Raw genomic sequence first — 25,386 nt, forward strand, 5'->3', positions numbered from 1 at the left:
GCGTACAGGACGGTGCAGGATAGTTGTATCCCTGCCTTAACTTATATTTGTTTGGAATGAATTGATGCTGTTTTTATCGATCTTATGCAATACTTTTTTAATCATGGGTAAAAAATACTGGGCTGTATTTTATTTTCTATTTTTTGTCATAGCCGGCAAAAGTCAAAGTTCAAATAATGGCCGCATTCAGGAGTTATTTGATTTTGGATGGAAGTTTCACTATGGAGACATTGCCAACGGACAAAATCCCTCTTTAAATGATGCAGACTGGACCACGCTTAATATTCCGCATGATTTTCAGATTAATCAACCCTGGGATTCCGCTAGCGGAGGAGCCAGAGGATTTAAGAAAATGGGTGTTGGCTGGTATCGAAAATCCTTTAACGCAGATCCCAGCTGGAAGGGACAAAAAGTGTTATTGGATTTTGAAGGTATCATGCTTACCGGAGAGGCCTGGTTAAACGGACATCCTATTGGTGAAACAGATTACGGATACCTTGGCTTTGGCGCAGATATCACAAACCTGATTAAATATGACAGCACCAATGTACTGGCTGTAAGGGCTTCAACCGGGAAGAGGAATGGTTCCAGATGGTATACCGGAGGAGGGCTATTCAGAGATGTACACCTGATCGTTAAAAATCCGATATCCGTCGCCAGGCATGGCATTTATATTACAACTCCCCAAATTAATAAAGAGGAGGCCAGCGTTGCTATTCAGATTGGTATAGATGGCATTAGAAACAAAAGCTATGACCTTAATATTGAAGCGGAAATATTCGATGCTGCGGGAAACAAGGTGGCAGAGACTCATTTGCCGGCGCCTCAGAGAAATAAACTACATACCGTAGAAGCGAAGTTGCCTATGGTGAAGGTTTTAAATCCTAAGTTATGGTCCTGTGAAACGCCGAACTTATATACAGCCAGACTTAGTCTTGTCCTTGATGGAAAAGTAATAGACCGTGTTCAGCAGCAGTTTGGTATAAGGACCATTGAATTTTCAAAGGATTTCGGGTTTAAACTGAACGGGAAAAAGGTATTTATTAAAGGTATTGCCAATCATGATGACCTGGGTGCTGTTGGTGTAGCTGCCTATCAGACGGCCATTGCAAGAGAAATGGATACGCTTAAAGCCTATGGTTTTAATGCCATCCGGACCTCACATAATCCCTATTCCAGCACATTTTTACGTTTGGCTGATGAAAAGGGGCTGCTTATTATAGACGAGCTATATGATAAATGGAGTAACGACGACTACTGGGCGGGAAGCAAGCCTTGGACTTCCATCTGGTATCAGAATGAAATAGAATGGTTAAAAAGAGACAGAAATCATCCTTCCGTTATTTTGTGGTCCTTTGGCAATGAGTTACAGATGCGAGAGGATTTTGCTGGATTTCCGACCGAGGACTGGGGTGTGACGACCTATAGAATAATGAATGTCCTGGCCAAAAGATATGATTCTACCAGAAAGACGACCGTTGCCATGTTTCCTGCCAGAGCGGGGGCAATCGGGAAGACAGATCCTGATTTTGATATAAAAATATTCCCTCCTGAGCTCGCTACCGTAACTGAGGTTTCCAGCTTTAACTACCGGTGGAAAAACTATCCCGATTACTTAAAGCACGCACCGGATATGAATATATTCCAGAGTGAGGCCTCTACCAATGAGTTGACAGCGCCTTATTTTGGAATGAACCGCGAAAAGATGATCGGTCTGGCTTATTGGGGAGCCATCTCCTATTGGGGGGAGTCAAACGGATGGCCTAAAAAAGGATGGGATTTTTCCTTTTTTGATCATGCTTTAAATGCCTACCCTCAGGCATACCTCATAAAGAGCATTTTTAAAGAGGAACCATTGGTACATATTGCTGTTCAGGGAACAGCTGCAGATTCTATTACATGGAATGATATAGTCGTTGGCAGAAATAATGTACAATCCAATTGGAACTGGGAAGCCGGCAGAAAGTATAATATTTATACCTATACCAACGCTGAGCAAGTAGAACTGTTCGTAAACGGAAAATCTATAGGAATCAGGAAAAATGAAGGAACCGGGGACAAACAAAATGTCATTTTATGGAAAGATGTAGTGTATCAGCCTGGGGAAATTGTGGCCGTGGCCAGAAATAATGGTAAAGAAGTCGCCAGACATCAGCTTAAAACGACCGGAAAGGCCGTAGCATTGAAGCTAGTGGCAGAAAACAATAACTGGACTGCAGATGGTATGTCGCTGAATTATATAAAGGTATATGCGGTAGATAAAAATGGTGCGCGCGTATATAACGTAAGTCCGGAAGCTGTCACCTTTAGTGTCACCGGGGCCGCCAAGTTACTCGCAGTTGATAATGGAGACCAATATAGCGATGAGCTTTTTGATCAGCCTGTACGCAAGCTTCATAACGGGTTTGCGATGTGTATTCTCAGGGCAGATCAAAAGCCCGGAGCTGTTTCCATTCGTGTAAATGCCCCCGGCTTAAAAGGCAGTACACTGCTTTTAGCGACACATTAAAATATTTAGAAGACGTTATAAGGTGGTTTGTTTGCGTGTTCCCGCTGGTTTTTTGGGAACACGCTTTTTAACCATTTCAATAGATTATATTTTGGTTTAAATACCCCTGCTTGAAAAAGGTATCTAAATTCCGAAATTTAAATTTTTATCCATGGGCATATCCAGAAGAAGAGCGTTAAAATTGCTGGGAGGCATAGCTCCTCTAGCTATTGCACCCAAGGTGTTTGGTAGATATTCTTTCCAAAATGACCACACAGATCATTTTATGGAGGAGCTGTTAAATGGTCCAAAGAGTAGCTCCGTCAAGTTTAATTTTAATCCTGACTGGAAGGTCTTGGTGGGGGATGCCACTGATGCGTCCAATAAGGATTTTAATGATTCCTCCTGGGACAGCAGAAGCTTACCCTATGCCTGGAATGAAAATGATGCTTTTAAAAAGGATATAGCAGAATTATCTACTGGCATTGCCTGGTACAGGAAACATTTTAGTATTCCAGCCTCTTTTAAAGGACACAAAATATTTCTGGAATGTGAAGGACTCCGCCAGGCGGGTTTTTTCTATTTAAATGGTCAGCTGATTGGAAAAAGTGAAAACGGTGTGATGGCCTCCGGATTTGATTTGACAGATTATTTGTTTTATGGAGACAAAGAAAACGTACTAGCTGTAAAAACGGATAACAGCTGGGATTATCGGCAGCAGGCAACAGGTAGCCGGTATCAATGGAATGATAAGAATTTTTATGCCAATTACGGAGGGTTAAATAAAAATCTATATCTGCATATTAAACCGCAGGTATATCAGACCCTGCCCTTATTTTCCAGCCTGGCTACGACCGGGATATATATTTACGGGACCAATTTTGATATACCGGGAAGTGCGGCTCAGGTTCATGTGGAATCAGAAGTCAAAAATGAAAGTGAAGCAGATAAAAGTCTGTATTTAGAAGTATTAATAAAAGATTTGGGAGGTAAGCAGGTTGCACGTTTTTTGGGAAAACCCACGATGGTGACCCGTGGCAGCACAGCGGTATTAAAAGCGGACGACCTGGTCAAAGGTCTTCAGTTCTGGAGTTGGGGATATGGATATCTTTATGACGTTCAGACAACTGTTAAACAGGGTGACAGCGTTGTAGATACAGTAACCACCCGTACAGGATTTAGAAAAACCGCTTTTGAAAATGGCATGATCTATCTCAACGACCGGGTTATTAATATACATGGATATGCACAAAGGACGACCAATGAATGGCCTGCTATCGGTAATGCGGTGCCAGCCTGGTTAAGTGATTATAGCAACGGGTTAATGATAGAAAGCAATGCAAATCTGGTTAGATGGATGCATGTTACTCCTTGGAAGCAGGACGTTGAAAGCTGTGACAGGGTGGGGCTGATGCAGGCCATGCCGGCCGGGGATTCCGAAGGCGATGTAAAAGACCAAAGATGGGTACAGCGTAAGGAACTGATGCGGGATGCCATTATTTATAACAGAAATAATCCAAGTATTATTTTCTATGAATGTGGCAATAAAGGGATTATAGATAGCCAGATGCAGGAGATGAAGGCCATCCGGGATCAGTTTGATCCGCACGGAGGCAGAGCCATTGGATCCAGAGAAATGCTGGACAGCCAGATAGCTGAATACGGAGGAGAAATGCTGTATATCGATAAAAGTGCGACCAAGCCTTTATGGGAAATGGAATTCTCCCGGGATGAAGGTCTGCGCAAGTATTGGGATGACTATACACCTCCCTATCACAAGGATGGTGACGGCCCTTTATATAGAGGAAAGCCCGCCCCGGAATATAACCACAATATGCAGTCTCATGCCATTGAAAATGTAAACAGGTGGTATGATTACTGGAAAGTGCGGCCTGGTACAGGATGCAGGGTCAGTTCGGGAGGTGTGAATATCGTGTTTTCTGATTCCAATACCCACCACAGAGGCCAGGAAGTATACCGTACCAGTGGAGAGGTAGATGCTATGCGGATTAAAAAGCAGAATTTCTTTGCCAATCAGGTAATGTGGGATGGTTGGGTAGATACAGAAAAGCAAAGAATCCATATTATCGGTCACTGGAACTATACAGAAGGAACTGAAAAGGATATATATGTGGTCTCAACTGCCCCGAAAGTAGCATTGTTTTTGAATGGAAAATCCCTGGGCTATGGAGAACAAAGTAAAGAGTTCTTATTTAAGTTTAAAAATGTCAAATGGGCAAAGGGTCAGTTAGTGGCCAGGGGATATGACAAAAATAATACTGCCATTGTGACCCATCAGTTACAAACTGCCGGTACGCCGGCAGCCTTAAAGCTTACTTTAGTTGACCGGCCTACGGCGTTTCTTGCGGACGGTCATGATTTGCAACTATTGGAAGTTGAAGTAGTTGATAAGGAAGGCAACAGGTGCCCTACGGCTTTAAATATGATTGAATTTAAGTTAAATGGACCTGCCCTTTGGAAAGGCGGTATTGCTGTGGGCCCCGGAAACTATATCGGAGCCAAGATCCTTCCAGTGGAAGGAGGAGTAAACCGGGTGTTTATCAGAGCTACCAGACAGCCTGGTCTGATAAGCGTTGCAGCTGTGGCTGAAGGACTAAAATCCCAGACCATTCAGTTTGAATCTAAGCCTGTAACGGTTATAAACGGACTGGCCAAAAACCTGCCATCTGATGGATTGAACGGACAGTTAACAAGGGGGACTACTCCTGAGACACCCTCTTATGTCATCAGTAGAATTCCTGTGGAAGTTTCCGCAGCCAGAGCAGGGGTCAATCAACAGGATGCTGGCAAATGTTATGATGATAACGAAAAATCCGGCTGGTCCAATGACGGTAAAATTCAGACAGCCTGGATGGAGTTTACGCTGGAAAGAGAAGCGCAACTGAGTGCAATAGACATTAAACTGAATAATTTCAGGACCAAACAGTATCCGATTGCTGTAAAGGTAGAAGATACCGAAGTCTTTAGAGGGCTTACAGAAAGGAGCTTGGGATACTTCAGCATCGAGTTCCCGCCAACGAAAGGAAAGAAGGTGATGATCAGTCTTATCGGAAATGCTAAAACGGAAGATGATATCGAAGGGGAAGTAAATGGTAAAAAGTTAGGTGACGGGATTAAAGCAGCCGGTTCCGAGTTAAAAGGTTCTTTAGGCATCATAGAGGTAGAGTTCTACGAAAAACCCAGGTTGTAGGTTTTGGGTAAGAAATTAGGCGTGGAAATGACAAATTGAATGTAAATGAAAAGATTATATATTTTATTGATAGCTATTGTTCTGGGTGTCAAGTCTTATGGGTTTGTAAAACTGCCGGATATTTTATCCAGCGGGATGGTGTTGCAACGTAATACAGCTGTCCCTATTTGGGGTACAGCGCTTCCGGGCGAAGATATTAAAGTGACTTTTGGCTCTCAGCTCCATCAAACCAAGGCAGATATGTCGGGCAACTGGAAAATCTTCCTGGATCCGCTGGAGGCTAGTGCAACAGGTCAGACTCTTTTAATTCAGGGTATTAATGCCATCCATTTAAAGGATGTGGTGGTGGGAGAAGTCTGGTTATGTGCAGGACAGTCTAATATGCAACTTGTTTTACCAATGACCAATAAAGGGGATTCCGTTATTGCGTCCGCCAATTACCCGATGCTGCATCTCTTTAATGTAAGCCGGGAAAATTCCTTTGGTCACACCAGGGGGGCAATAGGGACTTGGGAGCCCTGTACTCCTCAATCCGTTAAGGAATTTTCCGCAGCAGGATATTATTTTGGACTGGGGTTAGAAAAGCAGCTTAAAGTGCCGGTGGGTATCATCAATGCTTCTTTTGGAGGATCGCAGGCAGAAGCCTGGACGCCCAGAGAATATTTAAGGACACCTGCATTACAGCCTTGCATAGACCGCGATACCATGTGGGCTTCACAAAGAGCCAATGTACAGGTTAGTTATGCAAAAGAGCTGGAAGACTGGAGGGCATATGCTGAAAAGGAAAAGGCAGCGGGGCGAAAACCTAAAGAAGCACCTCATCAGCCGGAAGCGCTGAGAGATTACCGACCGACATCCTCCATTTATAATCATATGGTCCAACCATTGATTCCCTATCAGATAAAAGGAGTATTCTGGTATCAGGGAGAGAATAATGAAGGCCGGGCAGAACAATACAGGTCTCTATTACCTGCCATGATTCAGTCCTGGCGTGACAAGTGGGGGTATGAACTTCCTTTTGGCATTATCCAGTTACCCAATTACAGGGATAAAAGCCAGCTGCCGGTAGACGGAGCCTGGAGTTTTTTAAGAGATGCCCAACGAAGGACTTCCGATAGCCTGGCTAAAACAGGTCTGATTGTACTGATTGATGCGGGTGAAGCGCACAATATTCATCCTCATAACAAACAGATTGTAGGCGAGCGCATGTTAACCTGGGCCTTAGGGGCCGTGTATGGACAAAATATCCTGCCCTCAGGACCAAGATTTATAAAAGCGACTTATTCAGGTAAAACCGTTACTGTAGATTTTGACCAGGTTGGAAAAGGGTTAAAAACTGTCGATGGCAAATTACCGCAAAGTTTTGCTTTGGCCGGTGCGGATCATAAATGGTACTGGGGCGAAGCCAAAATTATAAATACTCATCAGATAAGGGTAACAAGTAAAGAAGTCAAAAAACCGATCGCAGTACGGTATGCGTTTAATAATAATCCCGATGACCCTAACCTAACCAATGACAGCAATATTCCGGCTTCTCCATTCAGGTCGGATGACTGGCCGGGACCAACGCAGGGAAAAAGGTAGTATGGGATTTACATCCGAACGGTTGGCCCATTTTTGTAAATGCCCGTATTGATGCCACGCCGCAGGATAGGTATTGTCGGCATTTTGTCCATGTTTATTACTTCGTGCTTTTTATTTTTCTTTTTCACATAAATCTAATTTATTGAATATCATATTCTAATGTATTCTTCGGTATTAGGGAAGGATAGGCCATTATTTGATTTTATTTGACAATAAATATATTGTCGTTAATTTTGACAATATATTTATTGTTATCATTAGGGAAATTGTAACCCGGTTAAAAAGAATTTTTAGTGAACACGAAAGGTCGTTTATCCAAAAATTACTTTGCCAGCTTTGTGGGAGCATTGTTCTTAGTAGAGAATCTGTGTTAAATTTAGGTTCAGGCATATTATCTGAGAATGCGATGAATAGAATATTGGAGAACTTAAATTATGATGGATATATTGAAATTGTGGATGACAATTTTTATAAATTCAAATCGCCAGTGCTCATGCAGTGGTGGAAACGACATGAGTGTTAAGTTATGGATAATAAAGTTAGAAATAATACAGGCCTTTTGGGCAAAAAAGAACTTATAGATGGCTTTGTTGCTAACCAGCGTGTTTTGGATATTATACTGCTGGAGCTTCGTGGTACCACATACAATGGGCCTTTGCAGTGCTACCTGGTTATTGGTGAACATGGCATTGGGAAAACGATGCTTTTATGGCGGATAAAATATGCTATTGAAGACGACCTCGAACTTAGCAATCTGATTGTTCCTGTGATTTTTAAGGAAGAACAATATTTTCTTGGTGATTTAGAAACGCTTTGGAATTATGTTGCATCACAAATTGAATGCTTCCCATTACCCGAAAAAAAAGACACTGCTTATTCCGTCGAAATTTTATTTGAAAAAGCAAATGAGGAATCGGCTTATTATAAGCTGGAAAAAATGCTAAAGGAGCGAAGTAAAAAAGTCATTTTGTTTATTGAAAATCTGGATGCGTTTTTCCGGAAAATAGGGAAAAACGGACAGCAAAGGTTAAGGGAAGTCCTCTCTACTTCCAGGGATATCCGTATTATCGGATCTGCTACTTCCCTTTTTAATGAAGTCTCAAATTATCATCTGCCATTTTATGAGTATCTCAAAGTAATTCAACTAAAGGGGCTGAATCGGAAAGAGGCAGAGCATATGTATGCGAAGACCATTGAACCGTCATTGAAGTCAAAAAAAGAGGAACAGATACCAAAGAGGTATTCTGCCCGTATTGAAGCGCTTCGACGTTTAACAAAAGGTAATCCAAGGCTTATGGGGTATATGTACCAGAGTATGCAAAACGGAAGCAATAACGGGGTTGATGACATTTTCTTGTTGTTGGATTTGTTGACGTTACGTTATAAAACGGAGATGGAGCAGATGCCCTACCAACAGCAAAGAGTTATTGATTATATTGCAGGTAGACTGGACGCGGTAGCTGTAAAAGACATTGTCCATGGAACCGGTATGGAGAGCAAATACATTTCTTCCATATTAAGCACCCTTAGAAAAAATAAAGCAGTAGACAAAATTGAAACTGATTCAAAAAATCACTTATATCGTATACATGATTTTCTATTCAATATGTGGTATAACTTGCGCTATGGGAATATGGCTGATGCGGCTGCCTTAATTCGATTTTGTGAAGTGTGGATTGGCATTAAAGACCAAGATGGTGATACTGAAGAGGCAATTAGTTCCGAATCTACGATTATTCAGTTTCCAGGATTAAATAATTTGCGCAACCTTAAGTCTGCAAATCCCAACGGCTTTTATAAATCAGGGGAAGTTCAGGTTGCAATTGATAAGGAACTTCAAAATATAAGTAACCAGCGTTTTGATGATCCGTATATGGCTGTTGTTTATGCAACACTGATAATAGACCAAGGTTATTTTGAGTGTCCATGCCATTTATTGACGGCACATGAAGACAAAATTGCTTTTGTGATGGATGGGACAAATGAGGCAGATAAACAGAAATTGGTTCGTGAGTTAATCTCATTTTTTATAAAGTTGTTGACTAAAAACCAGTACAATTGGGCTATGCAGTTATTTGCAAAAGGTAAAGAGACTTTCAGAGTGTGGCTACGTCCCATATATTTTGCTTGTCTGCGACTATTAAAGGAGGAGTATCCGACGGATGTTTTAAAGTCAGCTCCTGCGCTGGATTCAACAATACAGGAGATTTTGGAGGAGATTAAGCGGGCCTAAGGACAGTCTCCCTGACGTAACATGCAAGTTGTAAAGGCTCGGTTGCTTCGTTAAAAAGACTATACGAGCTGAAAGCGTTTTAGGGGACTGCTTCTTTTTAAAAGATTTGACTGGACTTGTGGCCTCCCATACAGGACGGTACAGGATAGTTGCACTGCAAAAACGTATTAATATTGTTAATGGAAATGACTGGTGCCACACAGGCTTACAGGTTGACCTAATGTTACGTTTCCTGGATTTAAACAGCTCACTGATAATCCGAGCGGTTCGTGAAGGGAGAAGGAAGTAAATGGTTTAAGTTTACAACCGTATTATAAATTTTAATTCAATCATAAAAAGAAAGAAAATGAAAAATTTATGGACTGTCTATTTGCTGATAATGAGTGCCCTGTGCTATAGTCTGACCGGTCTTGGACAGTCGCATACACCCAAAAAAGTCTCCATACTGGGCGACTCTTATTCCACCTTTGAAGGTTATCTGACCCCTGATTCTAACTATAACTGGTATTATAAAATACCCAGACAGAAAAACGACGTTCGTAAAGTCTCTCAGACCTGGTGGCATCTGTTTATTAAAGGCCATCAGGATGTACTCGAGACCAATAACTCCTTTTCCGGGGCCACCATTTGTTATACCGGTTACCATAAAGATGACTATAGCCGGGAATCCTTTGTCGCCAGGATGTACAACCTGGGGCATCCGGACATTATTTTTATATTCGGGGCTACAAACGATAGTTGGGCAGATTCTCCTATCGGTGACTACCAGTATAGTGACTGGAAAACAGCGCAGCTGTATTCCTTCCGTCCTGCTATGGCCTATATGCTGGCGCATATGGTTAAGCAGTATCCGGATACCAAAATCTATTTTCTGCTTAATGACGGCTTAAAAGATAGCATCAATAAGTCTGTAATAGAAATCTGTAAGCATTACAATATAGATTGTATTAAGCTAACCGGCATTGACAAACAAAGCGGGCATCCTTCCATAAAAGGTATGGCCCAGATTAATGATCAGATCAGTGCCTACATTAAAAAAGAGCGGACCGGTCACCTAGCAGGTAACCGGTAAACCATGCCCAAAACAACCATAAAGCAAACCAATTTGATGAAAAAAAGATATAGAACTCTATCCGTCGGCATTCTAATGGTCTGCGGCTGTCTGGCAACCAGTCCGGCTGCCTTGCAGGCGCAGGTACATATACCGGGTCCTTCCGGAAAGCCTATACATGACAAGCCGGTCACTAAGGTCGTCAATAAACAAATCGGAGAAGCGGGCAATGACACCGGTTTTGATATGGCCCCCGAGACGACCCTAGAGGTGGTACAAGCGGCTGTTAAAGCGATCCCTGCTAATTTGGCCAAGGCTAATGGACCTTTTAATCCTACCTGGGCCTCTATTCAGGAACATTATAAGGTGCCGGCTTGGTTTGAAGGCGCTAAGTTTGGCCTGTTTATGCACTGGGGATTGTATTCAGTTCCGGCCCATCAGAGTGAATGGTACGAAAAACATATGTATGGCGACCCGGGCACCATAAAATGGCATGAGGCTCATTACGGTCCCCAGGATAAATTCGGGTATAAGGATTTTATTCCCTTATTCACGCAGCAAAATTTCAGGGCAGACGAGTGGGCGGCGCTTTTTAAGGCCTCCGGTGCCCGGTTTGTCATTCCCACTGCCCAGCACCATGATAATTTTGCCATGTGGGACAGCAAGGTCACTCCTTATAATGCCAAGCAGATGGGGCCAAAGCAAGACCTGATTGGCGAGCTTTGCACTGCCGTACGCAAGGTCGGACTGAAGTTCGGGGTGTCCAACCACGGCATTGAAAACTTTCAGTTTATCAATCCACCACAGGCCATGCTGGAAAAGATGCAGGCAGAAAGAGCAGATTTATTCGATCCAAAATGGGAGGGTTTTTACCATGTAGCCGATCGGAGTGACAGCGCCTGCAAACAGTTTCTGGTAAATTGGTATGAACGCAACGTAGAGTTGATTGATAAGTATCGTCCCGATATCCTATGGTTTGACAATGGCATTGATCAGCGATATCTGGACCCGTTAAAGTTGCAAGTCGCCGCTTATTATTATAACCGGGCAAAAGAGTGGGGCAAACAAGTCTCCATTAGCTCCAAAAAAGCAGCCTTTGCTCCTGAAGGAACCAATATTCATACAACAGGTTCTATATTGGATTTTGAAGGCCGAATCCCGTCAGGAATACGCACCGGCGAATGGCAGGTAGACAGTAAGATCGGTTCTACCTGGGGCTATACAAAAGATATGACGGTAGCGGGTGCCGGCAAGATTATCGCAACTCTTGCCGACGTAGTAAGTAAGAATGGCACCCTGCTGTTAAACATCTCTCCTACAGCTGACGGCCGGATTCCCGAAGATCAGAAAAAGACATTACTGGAAGTCGGCCAATGGCTATCCGTAAACGGAGAAGCCATTTACAACACCCATAACTGGATAAAATTCGGAGAAGATGGTAAAACGCCTGTAATCCGCTATACGGTCAGGGGTAATAGCCTATACGCTATCATTTTGGGCGAGTGGCCGAAGGGTAAGATCCTGCTGCCTGCTCTTGCTAAGACAGGCCGTTTACAGGGAGCGGTTGGCACCGTTTCCCTTCTGGGCAAAAAAGAAAGGCTGGGATTTAATTGGTCCGAAAAAGGTCTTCTGGTAAATCTGCCGGTAGAAGCACCGTCTACATATGGTAATGTATTAAAAATTTCCGGACTTACCATGAACGGTTCTTCCTGGACCGGTTCCGGGAATCCCATCTCAGACTAAGAGGGTAATTAAAATGGTCGAAAAAGGTTGGCTGCCCTCAACAGCACAGTGCTATTTATATATTGGAATAGATTATCAGGAATATAAAAATTTCTATCAGATGAAGCGAGTGATGTTGACTTTTGTGATGACGATAGCCGTTTTTTGGGTGTCGGCACAGGCCTATAATGTAAAAAACTATGGTGCTAAGGGGGATGGTGAACAGCTGGATCATACCGCCATTAACAAAGCCATTGCTGACTGTGCTGCCCATGGCGGAGGCACGGTCAATATCCCGGCCGGCAAATATCTCTCGGGCAGCATCCACCTACTTAGCAATATCACGCTTAACCTGGAGGCAGGCGCAACCATTGTAGGTGCTCCTGCCTCCATGAAAGCCTATGATGCTCCGGAATCTTTTTCAGGAAAACAATATCAGGACGGCGGTCATACTTTCTTTCATAACAGTCTTATATGGGGTGAGAACCTGAAAAATGTGTCTATTACCGGCAGGGGCATGATTGATGGCGGCGGACTCACCAGAAAGGATAATGAACGGGCAGGCGTCGTGTCTGGCGGTTCCATCGGAACAGGTGACAAAGCCATCGCTCTTAAAAACTGCAGAAACGTCCTGATTCGGGACATAACGATTTACCATGGGGGCCATTTTGGGATCATCGTGACCGGCTGCGATCTGGTTACCCTGGATAACCTGTTAGTCGATACCAATAGGGACGGGATTGATATAGACTGCTCAAAGCACGTCACAGTCAGCAATTGTAAAGTCAATACGCCTAACGATGACGCAATCGTACTTAAAAGTTCCTTTGCTTTAAACAAATCCGTTGCTACAGAAAATGTGCTTATTACCAACTGCACTGTCACGGGCTTTGATGAAGGCTCTTTGATAGACGGTTCTTATAGCCCCCATAAAGTTAACTGGGTCTGCGGGCGGATCAAGCTGGGGACCGAATCCAACGGCGGCTATAATAACATTACCATCAGCAACTGCACCTGCCTCTATTCCAATGGTATCGCACTGGAAGAAGTAGATCAGGGAAAAATGGATAATATTGTCATTACCAATATCTCAATGTCTCATACCCATTATTATCCGATCTACATTACGACCGGAAAAAGAAACCGGGGCCCAGAATCGATTAACGACACCTCCTATGGGGGTAATATACAGATCAGTAATATTACGGTAGATGATGCGGATCCTTATTCCGGGATCCAGATTACAGGACTACCTGAAAAACCCTTAGAAAATATCCGGCTCAGCAATATTCAGGTCAACTATCAGGGTGGCGGTACGGCAGAACTAGGACGTAAAGACTATCCGGAGCTGGCTAAGGGATATCCTGAACCTATGCAGATCGGACCATGTCCGGCCTATGGACTTTTCGTGCGTCACGTAAAAGGACTGGATTTACGGGACATTACTTTTAAGACGGGCACTGCCGATCTACGGCCAGTTATGATTATGCAGGACGCACAGGATGTTTTAATTGATAATCTCAAGGCGCCAGAGGTGACCGGCATTCTCCCTTACAGGATGACAGATGTGAAAGATATAGTCTGGACAAATACACCTATGCTAAAGGGCTACCAGCAGTAGCTGACAGAATCAAGACCCAGAAAGCAAGAAAATCAAAAAATAACCAGAATAGATACAGATGCGTATTCAGCAATTTTTATTACCCATGCTGCTGCTGGTAGTTGTCAGTTGTTTTGCACAGCCGGCTCAGCGCTCAATTCCCTCTGACAATTACTGTCCTGCGGGCCCCAGGTTTTCGACAGACGGCTTTTTTAAGTTGCCGGACAATAATGCAAGAGAGATTTTCAGCTTTAATAACGGCTGGCTCTATCATAAAGGAGATATAGCTGGCGCTGACAGGACAGGTTATGACGATAGTCGCTGGCAAGAGGTACAGCTGCCACATGGCATAGATATATTACCGGAAGAGGCCAGCGGTGGGGTTAACTACCAAGGTGTCGTCTGGTACCGGAAGCATTTTGTCATCCCGAACAGTATCCGAGACAAAAAACTGTCGATCACTTTTGAGGCGATTATGGGTAAATGCCGGATTTTTCTAAACGGCCACCAGGTGGCCACCCATAAAGGCGGGTATCTGCCTATCGTGATTAATCTGAGTAATAATGGAGCCACCGTCTATACCGACGGCCGGGAAAACCTTATCTCGGTTATGGCGGACAACAGCGACGACGGGTCTTATCCCCCCGGCAAGCCGCAGTACGCACTTGATTTTTGCTACTTCGGAGGGATCTATAGAAATGCCTGGCTGCTGGCGACCTCGCCCGTACATATTACAGATGCTAACGTGATAACGCCGCTGTCCGATAGAGGTATTAAAATCGCCTTTGAAAAGGTCTCAAAACAATCAGCTACCCTTAACCTGTCGGTTAACCTGATTAATGAGACTGCGAAAAGCCAAAAGTTGACTATCGAGACCTACCTGAAAGACAAAGACGGTAGGGTGGTGGCAAGATCTGAACAAAATTTAAAGGTGGCCATACATGCTACGGGTACCATTGAAAAGCAGTTAACCATCCAGCGTCCGTTGCTCTGGCATCCGGATCATCCCTATCTCTATGACCTGTATACAGTGATTAAAAATAAAGATCAAATTCTGGACGGCTATTACCAGCGCATAGGTATCAAGTCAGTCGTGCTTAAAGGTAGAGACGGTGTATATATCAACGGCGAACCTTTCAGTGGTAAGCTGATAGGGGCCAATCACCATCAGGACTATGCATATATCGGTAATGCGGTGCCGGATAATCTTTTTTATAACGACGCGGTCAGGATCCGGGAGGCAGGCATCCGCGTCCTGCGCCTTTCACATTATCCGCAGGCCAACGCCTTTATGGATGCCTGTGATGAGTTGGGGATTTTTACTATCGTTCCAACTCCTGGATGGCAGTATTGGAATAACGACAGTGTCTTTGTGAATCAGATGTTAAGCGATATCCGTCAACTGATTCGTCAAAACAGAAATCACGCCTGTATCTTTGGCTGGGAACCCGTCCCAAACGAGACACATTATCCGGCCAGCTATGCTAAAAGGGCCTATAGGGTTACCCACGGCGAGGATCCGAATCCAGACTGTATCGCTACCTGCGATTTGGGTAGCGCAGACTGGCAAGAGTTTGACCTATTATATGCCCATCCTTTTGCTGGCGCTGAGCAGAAGACAGACAAGTGCCTGTTTACCAGGGAGTGGGGCGACTATGTAGACAACTGGACGGCGCATAACTCACCTAGCAGGGCCAGCAGGGCCTGGGGCGAAGACCCACAGTTGATTCAGGCAACTCATTATTCAAACGCTGCATATACCAATGAGTCGTGGGAGAAATTCTACCAGACGCCTAAACAGCTGATTGGCGGCTGTCTCTGGCATTTCTTTGACACCCAGCGAGGGTATCATCCGGACCCCTTCTATGGAGGCATAGTAGATATGTTCCGACAGCCAAAGTATGCCTACTGGCTATTTAAAAGCGAAGAGGATCCTCATTCAGATTATGTTCAAAAGGAATCGCAGGACCCAAGCGCCACTTATTATAGCGCGGCAAAAAACCCTTATACCTTATACATTGCTAATATCATGTCGCCTTTCTCCCCTGAAGATGTGACTATCTATACCAACTGCGATTCTGTAAAGCTGATCGCCTATGGTAAGGACAGTCTGACACTGTCTGCGGACAAGACGGCTCATATGCCGCATCCGCCTTTAATTTTTAAAGATATCTATCATTTTAGTGATGTCAGAGACCTGGATCGGGTTAAAAAGGGCCGTAAGACGCCGGAAAACTGGGACGCCCTGGTCGCCGTTGGTTACGCCGGAGGCCAAGAGGTTATCCGCACTCTGCGGCATCCTGCTAAACGTGCTTCTAGATTAAAACTGAGGGCAGATCTCAGCAGCCTGAAACCAACGGCAGATGGCAGCTTTATTATCCCTGTCTTTGCGCAGATGCAGGACGGTAGAGGAACCGTTAAAAGACTAAGTGAACCATTGGTGCACTTTGAGGTTCAAGGGGAAGGGATACTCATCGGCGCTACTACGCCAGGCATTAATCCTCACCGGCTAATCTGGGGTACGGCGCCTGCGCTGGTCCGGACGACCTTAAGACAGGGGAAGATAAAAATCATTGCCCGGATGGAATATCCGGGTTCACAGGTGCCGGCAAGCGATACTTTAGAGCTGCAGTCGGTTCAGGCCCAGCTGTCTTCGATCTATAAAGCCAGCGATGTGATGCGGCTCAAGACGCAGCTTAAGTCCGGTGGACAGGGGGCTGCGGGGCAGTCAGGCACATCATTATCTGACGAGCAGAGAAAGGCTGCGCTTGAAAAGGTCAGCCAGGATCAGAAAGACTTTATGGGCAATGACTAAGAAAGTTATGAAGGACAAGGCACCCTCTAACCAAACAGGTTAAGCGGTGGTGTTTAGGCAAACAAGGCAGACAGGAAGGATGCTATAGGTTAGGTTATGGGTTACTGTCAGGATACATTCGTAAAAGACATCATAGCATAGCATGCTATTTCGTCCTGTAACATGGAAGTTGTCAGCTTAAGATCATAGCTTTGGTTTTAATAAGAAATAAAATAATTTTGAAAACAAAATAATACAAGTATGCAAGGAAAATCAGACATTGGCGTAATTGGCATCGCCGTGATGGGGGAGAACCTCATCCTGAACATGGAAAGCAAAGGGTTTCATGTGACGGCCTATAACCGTACAGTAGATAAAGTGGAACGTTTTGTAAATGGCCGCGCAAAAGGTAAAAATATCTATGGCGCAACATCTATTGAGGACTTGATTCAATCCTTAAAAAGTCCCCGCAAAGTGATGTTAATGGTAAAAGCAGGCAAACCGGTTGATGACTTTATTGAGCTGCTGATCCCACATCTGGATAAGGGAGATATCATCATTGATGGTGGTAATTCTCACTTCCCTGACACAGAGCGCAGAACAAAATATGTAGAAAGTAAAGGTTTGTATTATATTGGCACCGGAGTATCAGGCGGAGAGGAAGGCGCTTTGTTAGGGCCGTCCATCATGCCGGGAGGCTCTCCAGCTGCATGGCCGGCTGTTAAGGAAATTTTTCAGGCGATTGCGGCAAAGGTTGCCGACGGATCTCCATGCTGTGACTGGGTCGGAAATGGCGGTGCCGGGCACTTTGTCAAAATGGTGCATAACGGTATCGAATATGGCGATATGCAGCTGATCAATGAGACCTACCAGATCATGAAAGATGTTTTGGGTATGACAGCTGATGAGATGCATGAGGTATTCAAAGAGTGGAATGAAGGAGAATTAGGTAGTTATCTGATTGAGATTACCAGAGACATCCTGGCCTTTAAAGATACCGACGGACAGCCGCTGGTCGACAAGATTCTGGATACAGCTGGTCAGAAAGGCACCGGTAAGTGGACCGGAACGGTGGCCTTAGACCTTGGCGTGCCGCTTACGCTGATTGCAGAGTCCGTATTTGCGCGTTGTCTGTCTGCCTTAAAAGAGGAGCGAGTAGCCGCTTCCAAAGTACTTAGCGGCCCGACACCATCCTTCAATGGAGATAAAAAAGCGTTTATCAATGACCTGCGTGATGCTTTATATGCCGCAAAAGTGATCTCTTATGCGCAGGGGTATCAAATGATGGCTGCTGCTGCAAAAGAGTTTGGATGGGAGCTCAACTTCGGCAGTATTGCACTGATGTGGCGTGAAGGTTGTATTATCCGCTCGGTCTTCCTGGGCAAGATTAAGGAAGCCTTCGATAAAAATCCTTCGCTGCAAAATCTGATTTTAGATGATTTCTTTAAAGACAAGATCCAGTCCGCTCAAGACGGCTGGCGTAGAGTTGTCGCCACCGCAGCCACAAACGGTATCCCTATACCTTGTATTAGTGCAGGGCTGAATTATTTTGACGGTTATCGTTGCCAGAGACTTCCGGCCAACTTGTTACAGGCGCAACGGGATTATTTCGGGGCTCATACTTATGAGTTACTGGGCAAGCCGCGCGGGCAGTTCTTCCATACCAACTGGACGGGCCGTGGTGGAGAAACTTCTTCTACCACCTATGACGTTTAGTAGTCGCGTTTGGCAGAGCTATAAATAGAAAAATCGGGACCTTTTGGTCTCGATTTTCTATTTATACTATTTGCTGGAGTTCTATTTGTACTCAGGCCAGGCCTTTTTGTGATTTGGCCTTGCCGATAAGTACATCAAGAGAAAACAAAACGGACTTTTTCACATCCTCCGGTAATTTTAGCAAGGTCTTTAATTTATCCATTAAAGAATTGTCCAGGTTTTCTTCAATATTGCCAACCAGGTAGTCAATAGATACATTCAACCCGTCAGCTAATTTCTGCACCATTTCTACGGAAGGAAGCGCCAGTCCGAGCTCGTATTTGCCGATAAGGTTTGGATGTGCCCCTGTCATTTCGGCGAGCGCCTGCTGGGTCAGTCCCTTTGCTTTTCTTAGGTTAGCCAGTCTTTTTGCGAGTTCCATGAGCATATATTTGATGAGGTGATTTTAAAATTTTAATTCAGCTTTTAGTTTAGCGTATCCCGTCCTGCTCACCTGGAGCCGAACATCATTTCTAAGGATGACACAATACTGGTCCTTTTCATACAGGTCCACCTTATGGATATGCTGGATATTGACAATATAAGAACGGTGGATTCTGATAAACTGGTGCTCCGGTAAATGCTTCTCAAAATGACTCATTGTCTGATGCTTCAGATAATATTTATCAGTAGAATGTACTTTTACATAATCATCAGCCGCTTCTAAATAATACACATCCTTTATGGGAAGAATCTTTACTTCACCGTTGACTTTAACGACGATACGTTGCATCTGTTCAGGCAACTGAGTGATGATCTGATCCTTGGAAATGCCGTTATTACCCTGACCGTAACTGCGCACCTTGCTGAGAGCGGAGGCCAGTCTTTCTGCATGAATAGGTTTTAATAGATAATCCAGCGCATTTACTTCAAATGCTTTTAATGCATATTCATCGTATGCAGTGGTAAATATTATTTTAGGCGTATAGTCCAGCAGCTCCAGCATTTCAAAGCCGGTGATTTTGGGCATTTGAATATCCAGGAAGATCAGGTCCGGCTGCAATTCCTGGATGGCCTTAATGCCTTCATATCCGTCATTGCACTCAGCTATGATTTCTATATCCTTGTGATCTTCCAGAATTTCCATCAGTAAACTTCTGGCTAGTGGTTCGTCATCAATAATAATCGTACGCATAAATAAAAATTTAATCCTTAATGTAATCCATGGGTATTATCAGTATGGCCACGAAGAGCTGAATTTCTTCGGACCTTTCATCATGTCTCAATGTGAGTCTTTCTATTTTTAATAAATCATTGCGCGCGTATAAGAGGTAAAGGCGCCTTTTAATGGATTCCAATCCAAAACCGGTTCCTTTTACGCTGACCCCGTCTTTATCATAGGGGTTACTTATTTTAAAAATCAGGTTACCATTATGGCTTTTGACGATAAGATTAATGTTTACCTCACCGGTCGTACCATATAATCCATATTTAATCGCATTTTCTACCAGCGGCTGAATAAGAAACGGCGGCACTTTTGTCTGTTCATTACTAATCTGGATGTCCACATTTACGTTCAACCGGTGACCAAATCTTACTTTTTCAATGGCCAGATAGAGCTGTAAGTCCTGAAGCTCTTCTTTTAAAAGCACACTATGATCGTCTTCCTTTCTTAAGGTGTTGCGAAGATAATCAGAGAGTTGCTGTACCATGGCCCTGGCATCCTTGGGTTGTTTGTTGATCAGCGCATTAATAGAGTTTAAGCTATTGAAAAGAAAATGCGGCTGTAATTGTTGTCTTAATTTAAATAATTCGGCTTCCTTTCTGAGGTCTTCCGCCTGTTGTTGAATTTTAACCGCCTCCTCTGCTTTTTTTAGCTCCGAGAGGATTAAATGACAGATGATCCCGGTACTTAATAACAGCCATCCGATAACTGCCCGCCCGATAAAGGTTTTATCCCAGGCATCCACATAGGCCGTATTGCTCCCAAAGAGTTCCAGCAGGATATGCTTGGAGAAAAAGACCCAGAGAAATGCAAGAATCAGGCTCGGTACTTCTATGATGCCATATTTGATATATTTGGGTATATAAAAAACGGGACTGTATCTGATAAATAAGATTAACCCATACATTAAAAAGTAAGAACCCAGGCTGTCTGCCGTAGCTACCAGCGGATCAATATGATAGGCGCAATACAACCAGATAAACTGCCCGAGTGCCAAACAAACCAAAAGAACCAGTGTGCTTAACTTAATATTTAGCTTATTGACGTGAATGGGCATCGTTTCCGTTTAGTTTTTAATTTCTACGCCTCCGCAAAAAATCCCTCCTCTTAAGACTAAAGTTTTTTTCGTCTCATCCATAGCGGTCATTCTCCTTTTATCTTCTATTCCGCCTAATATGGCTGTAAGCTCGTTTTGTACCTGCCAGTTGGCCGGAACGGTTACCTCTGTTCCGCCAAAGGCTACTGAAATATTCAAAACCGCCTTTTGTTCTATATCTGCATTGGTCAGGTTGATTTTAGCGCCCCCGAAGGCACAATTGATATTGCCGCCTCTGAAGGTCTTGGTGAACATGGATTTTTCTGCATTGCCAAAGATGGAATTAATATCAATAAAATCTTCTTCACTATTATCATTGCTGTGCCAGTGTCCCATGCGGCACTCGTTTTCCATATAACCACGATGTCTGAACTTTCTTCTAAAATGGTTGCGCTGAAAGGCCGGGTAATGATTCCTTTTTAAGATAAAGATCAGTCCGATCAGGATTACTAAAACCGGGATGGCATAATTTCGGACCTGTTCGTTGATAATATCCTCCTCTTTTAATAAAAAGAAAAGGCCAAAAAGAATAAAAGGAAGGCCGCCGAAGCCATTCTTTAAAAAGATGAAGGCGCCCACAACAATCATAATCATGGGCCAGCTATATAACCAGTCAGGCAGGATATGGCCAATGCTCGGAATTTGTTTTAGCAATAAGGCAACGCCGATAATGACAATAAAGACGCCGACCAGGGCTTTATTATGACTTACCCTGGAACGAAACATTGCCTCGTACTGGTCCCTTTTCTCCTGCAATTTGGGATCCGCCTGCGGCTGTGTCCAGGATTTATTTTCTTCGTTTTCCATTTCTAAGAATTTATACAACAAAAATAACGGCCTTTACCAGGATGAGAAAGCATTTTTCGCTCAATGGCCCTTTAGCTTCGGTAAACAACAACAATTGGCGGTAAATGGAGGGAAGCCTTGTCTTTACCCGTGATTTACAATAAAAAAGGAGCAGAATTGCCCCTTTTTTATAAAATCCAGACTATTTAGATAGCAGTTCCTATTTTTTAGTGACTCTGACATCTATTCTTCTGTTTTGTGCTTTACCCTCAGCGGTTTCATTGGTCGCAATCGGATGTTGTTCTCCATATCCTTCTGCGGCCAGTCTGCCAGCTTCAATGCCGTCAGCAATTAAGGCAGCCTGAGCTGCACTTGCGCGGCTCGTGCTCAGCTTCAGATTGCTGTCCGGGTTGCCAGAGTTATCTGTATAACCGCCTAATTTGACAGTTGCATTAGGGAAGGCTTTCAATATCAAGGAGATATTCTCTAATTGTTTTTTAGATTCATCCGTCAGATCACTGCTGGAAGTTTTAAAGTAAAGTCGGTCAAAAGAGATCCATCCTTTAGTCTTATCTACCGTGTCAACAGTGGCATTTGCGTCATTTAAGAACTGGAACAGTTTATTTTCTGTACTATTTACCCCAACTCCTTCGATTTTTGTCCCGTTAGGCAAAGAAATGGTGGTTAAATCACCGGTGTTATAGATATAATTACCAGTTACGGTATCCAGTGTACCGGCTGCAGATGCGCTGGCTGTATTGTTTTCAGTGGATACGACAGCTGTTGTATCTTCATGGCTGCCCATTACACTATCATGCTCTTTTTCATTGCCCCAGCAACCTCTGAACAGCCAGATAATCAGGCCTAAAATGATGATCGTCAGAATCAGTGGAACAAAGAAACGATTGTCTCCTTTCGCTTTATCCTGAGGTTGTACATTATGATAATGCGCATCTGAATGGGTCGCTGCCGTGTGAGGGGCTGCCTGTTTAACTTCATGCACACCGGAGAGCAGATTTCCAAAACCTAAGGAGGCGGGAATGGCACTTAAAAATGCCCCTTTGTTATCAGAAAGGAAAGCAGCAACAGAGGATTCATTGCCACCTTCATCTGTCAGGTGTTTACCAATACTTCCCAGGGCAGCCAGTTGTGCTGTATCAAATAATTTACGGACGTTTTCGAGTTTAATGCCGGCAAAGCTGGCAATCTTCTCTAAGATACCATGCAGTTTACCACCAAAAAGGTCATAAATAAAAGATCCGGCCTGGGTGGCTTCCGGTGTTTTGCTGTCACCTGAGATAAAGCCGGAGAGGTCGGATAAGGAATGATTGGTGAATATGTTTTTTGCTTCACTAATAACGGTGGATAAGAAAGATGGCTCATTCGCTACTTTTTGGGCGATACCTCCAAAAATCGTGGGAATGATAGCAGAAATGGCACTTTTTACTCCGTCTGCATTTTCACCGAGTTTACCGGCAACCTGATCGGCAAAATTTCCACTCAATAACTCCTTGGCATAATTCAGAATATTGCTATTCATAATGTATTAGTTTAGATGTGATTGATTATGTTGTTTGTCCCCCTATCAGAATAAGTTACAAATTACAACAAAATTGATATAAACAAATACTACGCCAAAAATATTTTGTTTTCGCTGCAATAAGTAGGTGTAATAACCATGGGTAAGGCAGCCTTTTTTGCCTAAAGGCAAGCGTCAGCTGTTTTACTAAGTTCCCGATTAACACCGCTTTTGACCAGATCATCCTTTGCGGTTTCTAGTGATCAGTCATTGCAATAAGTTTGAATGATGACGCGCTTGTCTTTTATGAGGCCATCGGCAAGGAGGCGTGTGACTTTTAGGGCTTAAATAAAATTAATGGTATAAAATACGCTTAAATTTCTCCATGACAAAATACCTTATATTGAATAATAAAACAATATATAAATCATTGTTTTTAAATTAATAAAAATCCTCTGCCGAAACTTCAAAAATAAGCTGAGAAAATGCAGAGAAAAAATACCCCATTTTGGCAGAAAAGCCTACCGCTTCGGCTGTCCGTTTATTTGGGTCTGAGTGAAAAAGGTATTTATTTTTGTCATGGATACGCGGTCAAGGATTGCTTCTTATTAAAAAACCCGTTTCGTTTGCTTACCGCGGATAACCGGATATTATTTGGAAAACAGACTTGAGGCGTCTTTATACGTCCAGTCTAAAAGCATAACGATGCGGCCTTAAAATAGCGGATAGCAAAAACGCCATGATGAAAAAAGACAGCCATCAGCATTAGAAAAATAAACCTAAAAATTCACCCAGGCAAAGATGATTACAGTACCGGTAATGATCCCGGTCTTCTTACGCCTACAAAGTTATTCATATGAAAAAAAACACGCCCTTTCAAAGCGTAACTACCCCGGTTTTAGACCTTCATCCGTCAAAATACATGAACTTATTGACTGACTATGGGTTTAAATCCGTATTAAAGGTCCAGGAGCTGGCCATTGATTTTTTGAATGACCTGCTGGAGGGCGCTCCCCATATTCAAAAAATTACCTACCTGGATAAAGAATCCCTGGGAAGGGATAAAAATAATAGAATTGCTGTGTTTGACCTGTTATGCGAAGATGACCAAAACAGGGAGTTTATTGTGGAAATACAGCGCATCAGCCAGAAGTTTTTTCTGGACCGATCCGTTTTTTATGCGAGTTCTCGTATCCGGGACAATGCACCCAAAGGAAAGGAAGCCTTTTCAAACTGGGATTTTTATCAAAAACCACTTATATTTATTGGAATACTTGATTTCGATATAAAGGAAAGCTTACCTGATCAATTTGAGCACTTTTTACAGCTTTGCGACATCAGATCCAAGAAGGTCTTTTATGAAAAATTGAGCTTTATATTCTTAGAATTGCCTAAATTTGAACGGATGATTGGCAATGGGCTTTCTGCGGACTCCGCCAATCTGAATAAATGGTTATTTGCCTTCAAAAAATTGCATACACTGGAAAAAGCGCCGGAATACCTGGGTAAAGGCCCCTTTAAAAGACTTTTAGAAATTGCAGAAATAGCAAATATGACAAAAAAGCAAAAAGAAGATTATGAGCTTAGCCTCAAACAGTTAGCCGATAACTATGCCATCCGTATGACCGCAAGGGAAGAAGGTGCCGCCAAGGCTAAGATCGAGATCATAAAAAATCTTTTGAGTGCAGGAGAGTTTTCTGTTTCATCTATAGCAAAGGCTGCAGGCGTTGAGGAAGATTATGTGCTGGCCCTCAAAAATGAGCTGGAAGCAGAGAAACAGTGACAGGGTCTTGCATCTTATTATAAAAACATTATTTCCAGGGATACCAATCCGGGTTTATAAGAGATATACCGGCTGTTATCCGGGTAGAAATTTTAGGATGTATCGCCATCCTTAATTAAAAATCGACTAGCCTCATTTAATTTTTGCCTTCAAAAAATTGCATACACTGGAAAAAGTGCCGGAATACCTGGGTAAAGGCCCCTTTAAAAGACTTTTAGAAATTGCAGAAATAGCAAATATGACAAAAAAGCAAAAAGAAGATTATGAGCTTAACCTCAAAAAGTTAGCCGATAACTATGCCATCCGTATGACCGCAAGGGAAGAAGGTGAAATAATGGGTGAAGAACGTGGCGCCGCCAAGGCTAAGATGGAGATCATAAAAAATCTTTTGAGTGCCGGAGAGTTTTCTGTTTCATCTATAGCAAAGGCTGCAGCCGTTGAGGAAGACTATGTGCTGGCCCTCAAAAATGAGCTGGAAGTTAAGAAACAGTGACAGGATCTTGCATCTTTTTATAAAAACATTATTTCCAGGGATACCAATCCGGGTTTATAAGAGATTTACCGGCTGTTAGCCGGGTAGAAATTTTAGGATATATCGC

At 43.3% G+C, this 25,386-nt stretch carries 16 protein-coding genes; 11 read left to right on the forward strand and 5 right to left on the reverse strand.

Annotated features, from left to right (window positions below; translation table 11 throughout):
* Positions 1–103 precede the first annotated feature (103 nt).
* From BLU80_RS01665 to gnd, 9 genes are all read left to right on the forward strand, one after another.
* Positions 104–2,509, forward strand: a complete 2,406-nt coding sequence (locus tag BLU80_RS01665; RefSeq protein WP_091392476.1) for a glycoside hydrolase family 2 TIM barrel-domain containing protein — start codon at positions 104–106, stop codon at positions 2,507–2,509.
* 151 nt (positions 2,510–2,660) lie between these two features.
* Complete coding sequence (locus tag BLU80_RS01670; RefSeq protein WP_244518665.1) at positions 2,661–5,699, forward strand: glycoside hydrolase family 2 protein; 3,039 nt, start codon at positions 2,661–2,663, stop codon at positions 5,697–5,699.
* A 45-nt stretch (positions 5,700–5,744) separates the two neighbouring features.
* The gene (locus tag BLU80_RS01675; RefSeq protein WP_091392478.1) at positions 5,745–7,283 is read left to right on the forward strand and encodes a sialate O-acetylesterase; all 1,539 of its coding nucleotides are present in this window, start codon (positions 5,745–5,747) and stop codon (positions 7,281–7,283) included.
* Between the two features lie 526 nt (positions 7,284–7,809).
* Positions 7,810–9,516 (forward strand): ATP-binding protein, encoded by a 1,707-nt coding sequence (locus BLU80_RS01680; protein ID WP_091392480.1) that lies wholly within the window; start codon positions 7,810–7,812, stop codon positions 9,514–9,516.
* Between the two features lie 346 nt (positions 9,517–9,862).
* A complete protein-coding gene (locus BLU80_RS01685; RefSeq protein WP_091392482.1) occupies positions 9,863–10,588 on the forward strand; it encodes an SGNH/GDSL hydrolase family protein in 726 nt (241 codons plus the stop codon).
* A 36-nt stretch (positions 10,589–10,624) separates the two neighbouring features.
* The gene (locus BLU80_RS01690) at positions 10,625–12,310 is read left to right on the forward strand and encodes an alpha-L-fucosidase (protein ID WP_170831103.1); all 1,686 of its coding nucleotides are present in this window, start codon (positions 10,625–10,627) and stop codon (positions 12,308–12,310) included.
* Positions 12,311–12,410: 100 nt separating this feature from the next.
* Entirely contained in the window at positions 12,411–13,910 is a 1,500-nt protein-coding gene (locus tag BLU80_RS01695; protein WP_091392784.1) for a rhamnogalacturonidase, read from the forward strand.
* A 58-nt stretch (positions 13,911–13,968) separates the two neighbouring features.
* Positions 13,969–16,704, forward strand: a complete 2,736-nt coding sequence (locus BLU80_RS01700; RefSeq protein ID WP_091392486.1) for a glycoside hydrolase family 2 protein — start codon at positions 13,969–13,971, stop codon at positions 16,702–16,704.
* 240 nt (positions 16,705–16,944) lie between these two features.
* Positions 16,945–18,399 carry a decarboxylating NADP(+)-dependent phosphogluconate dehydrogenase gene (gene gnd, locus BLU80_RS01705; protein ID WP_091392488.1) on the forward strand — a complete coding sequence of 485 codons (1,455 nt, stop codon included), beginning with the start codon at positions 16,945–16,947 and terminating at the stop codon, positions 18,397–18,399.
* Positions 18,400–18,490: 91 nt separating this feature from the next.
* On the opposite strand, the gene BLU80_RS01710 is transcribed toward gnd, so the two are convergent.
* The 5 genes from BLU80_RS01710 to BLU80_RS01730 all read right to left on the reverse strand — a co-directional run bounded on the left by BLU80_RS01710 (position 18,491) and on the right by BLU80_RS01730 (position 23,025).
* On the reverse strand, positions 18,491–18,820 hold the full coding sequence (locus BLU80_RS01710; protein ID WP_170831104.1) for a helix-turn-helix domain-containing protein: 330 nt from the start codon (positions 18,818–18,820) through the stop codon (positions 18,491–18,493).
* 24 nt (positions 18,821–18,844) lie between these two features.
* Positions 18,845–19,573 carry a LytR/AlgR family response regulator transcription factor gene (locus tag BLU80_RS01715; RefSeq protein WP_091392492.1) on the reverse strand — a complete coding sequence of 243 codons (729 nt, stop codon included), beginning with the start codon at positions 19,571–19,573 and terminating at the stop codon, positions 18,845–18,847.
* A 10-nt stretch (positions 19,574–19,583) separates the two neighbouring features.
* Positions 19,584–20,660 (reverse strand): sensor histidine kinase, encoded by a 1,077-nt coding sequence (locus BLU80_RS01720; protein WP_091392494.1) that lies wholly within the window; start codon positions 20,658–20,660, stop codon positions 19,584–19,586.
* Between the two features lie 9 nt (positions 20,661–20,669).
* Positions 20,670–21,506: a LiaF transmembrane domain-containing protein gene (locus tag BLU80_RS01725; protein ID WP_091392496.1), complete on the reverse strand. Its 837-nt coding sequence runs from the start codon at positions 21,504–21,506 to the stop codon at positions 20,670–20,672.
* Positions 21,507–21,705: 199 nt separating this feature from the next.
* Entirely contained in the window at positions 21,706–23,025 is a 1,320-nt protein-coding gene (locus tag BLU80_RS01730; RefSeq protein ID WP_091392497.1) for an OmpA family protein, read from the reverse strand.
* A gap of 835 nt (positions 23,026–23,860) precedes the next feature.
* Between BLU80_RS01730 and BLU80_RS01740 the strand changes: the two genes are divergently transcribed.
* Positions 23,861–24,787, forward strand: coding sequence for an Rpn family recombination-promoting nuclease/putative transposase (locus BLU80_RS01740; protein WP_091392500.1), 927 nt, complete (start codon positions 23,861–23,863; stop codon positions 24,785–24,787).
* 157 nt (positions 24,788–24,944) lie between these two features.
* Positions 24,945–25,280: a hypothetical protein gene (locus tag BLU80_RS01745; RefSeq protein ID WP_091392502.1), complete on the forward strand. Its 336-nt coding sequence runs from the start codon at positions 24,945–24,947 to the stop codon at positions 25,278–25,280.
* Positions 25,281–25,386 lie beyond the last annotated feature (106 nt).

Source organism: Arachidicoccus rhizosphaerae (assembly GCF_900107765.1).
Classification (GTDB): Bacteria; Bacteroidota; Bacteroidia; order Chitinophagales; family Chitinophagaceae; genus Arachidicoccus; species Arachidicoccus rhizosphaerae.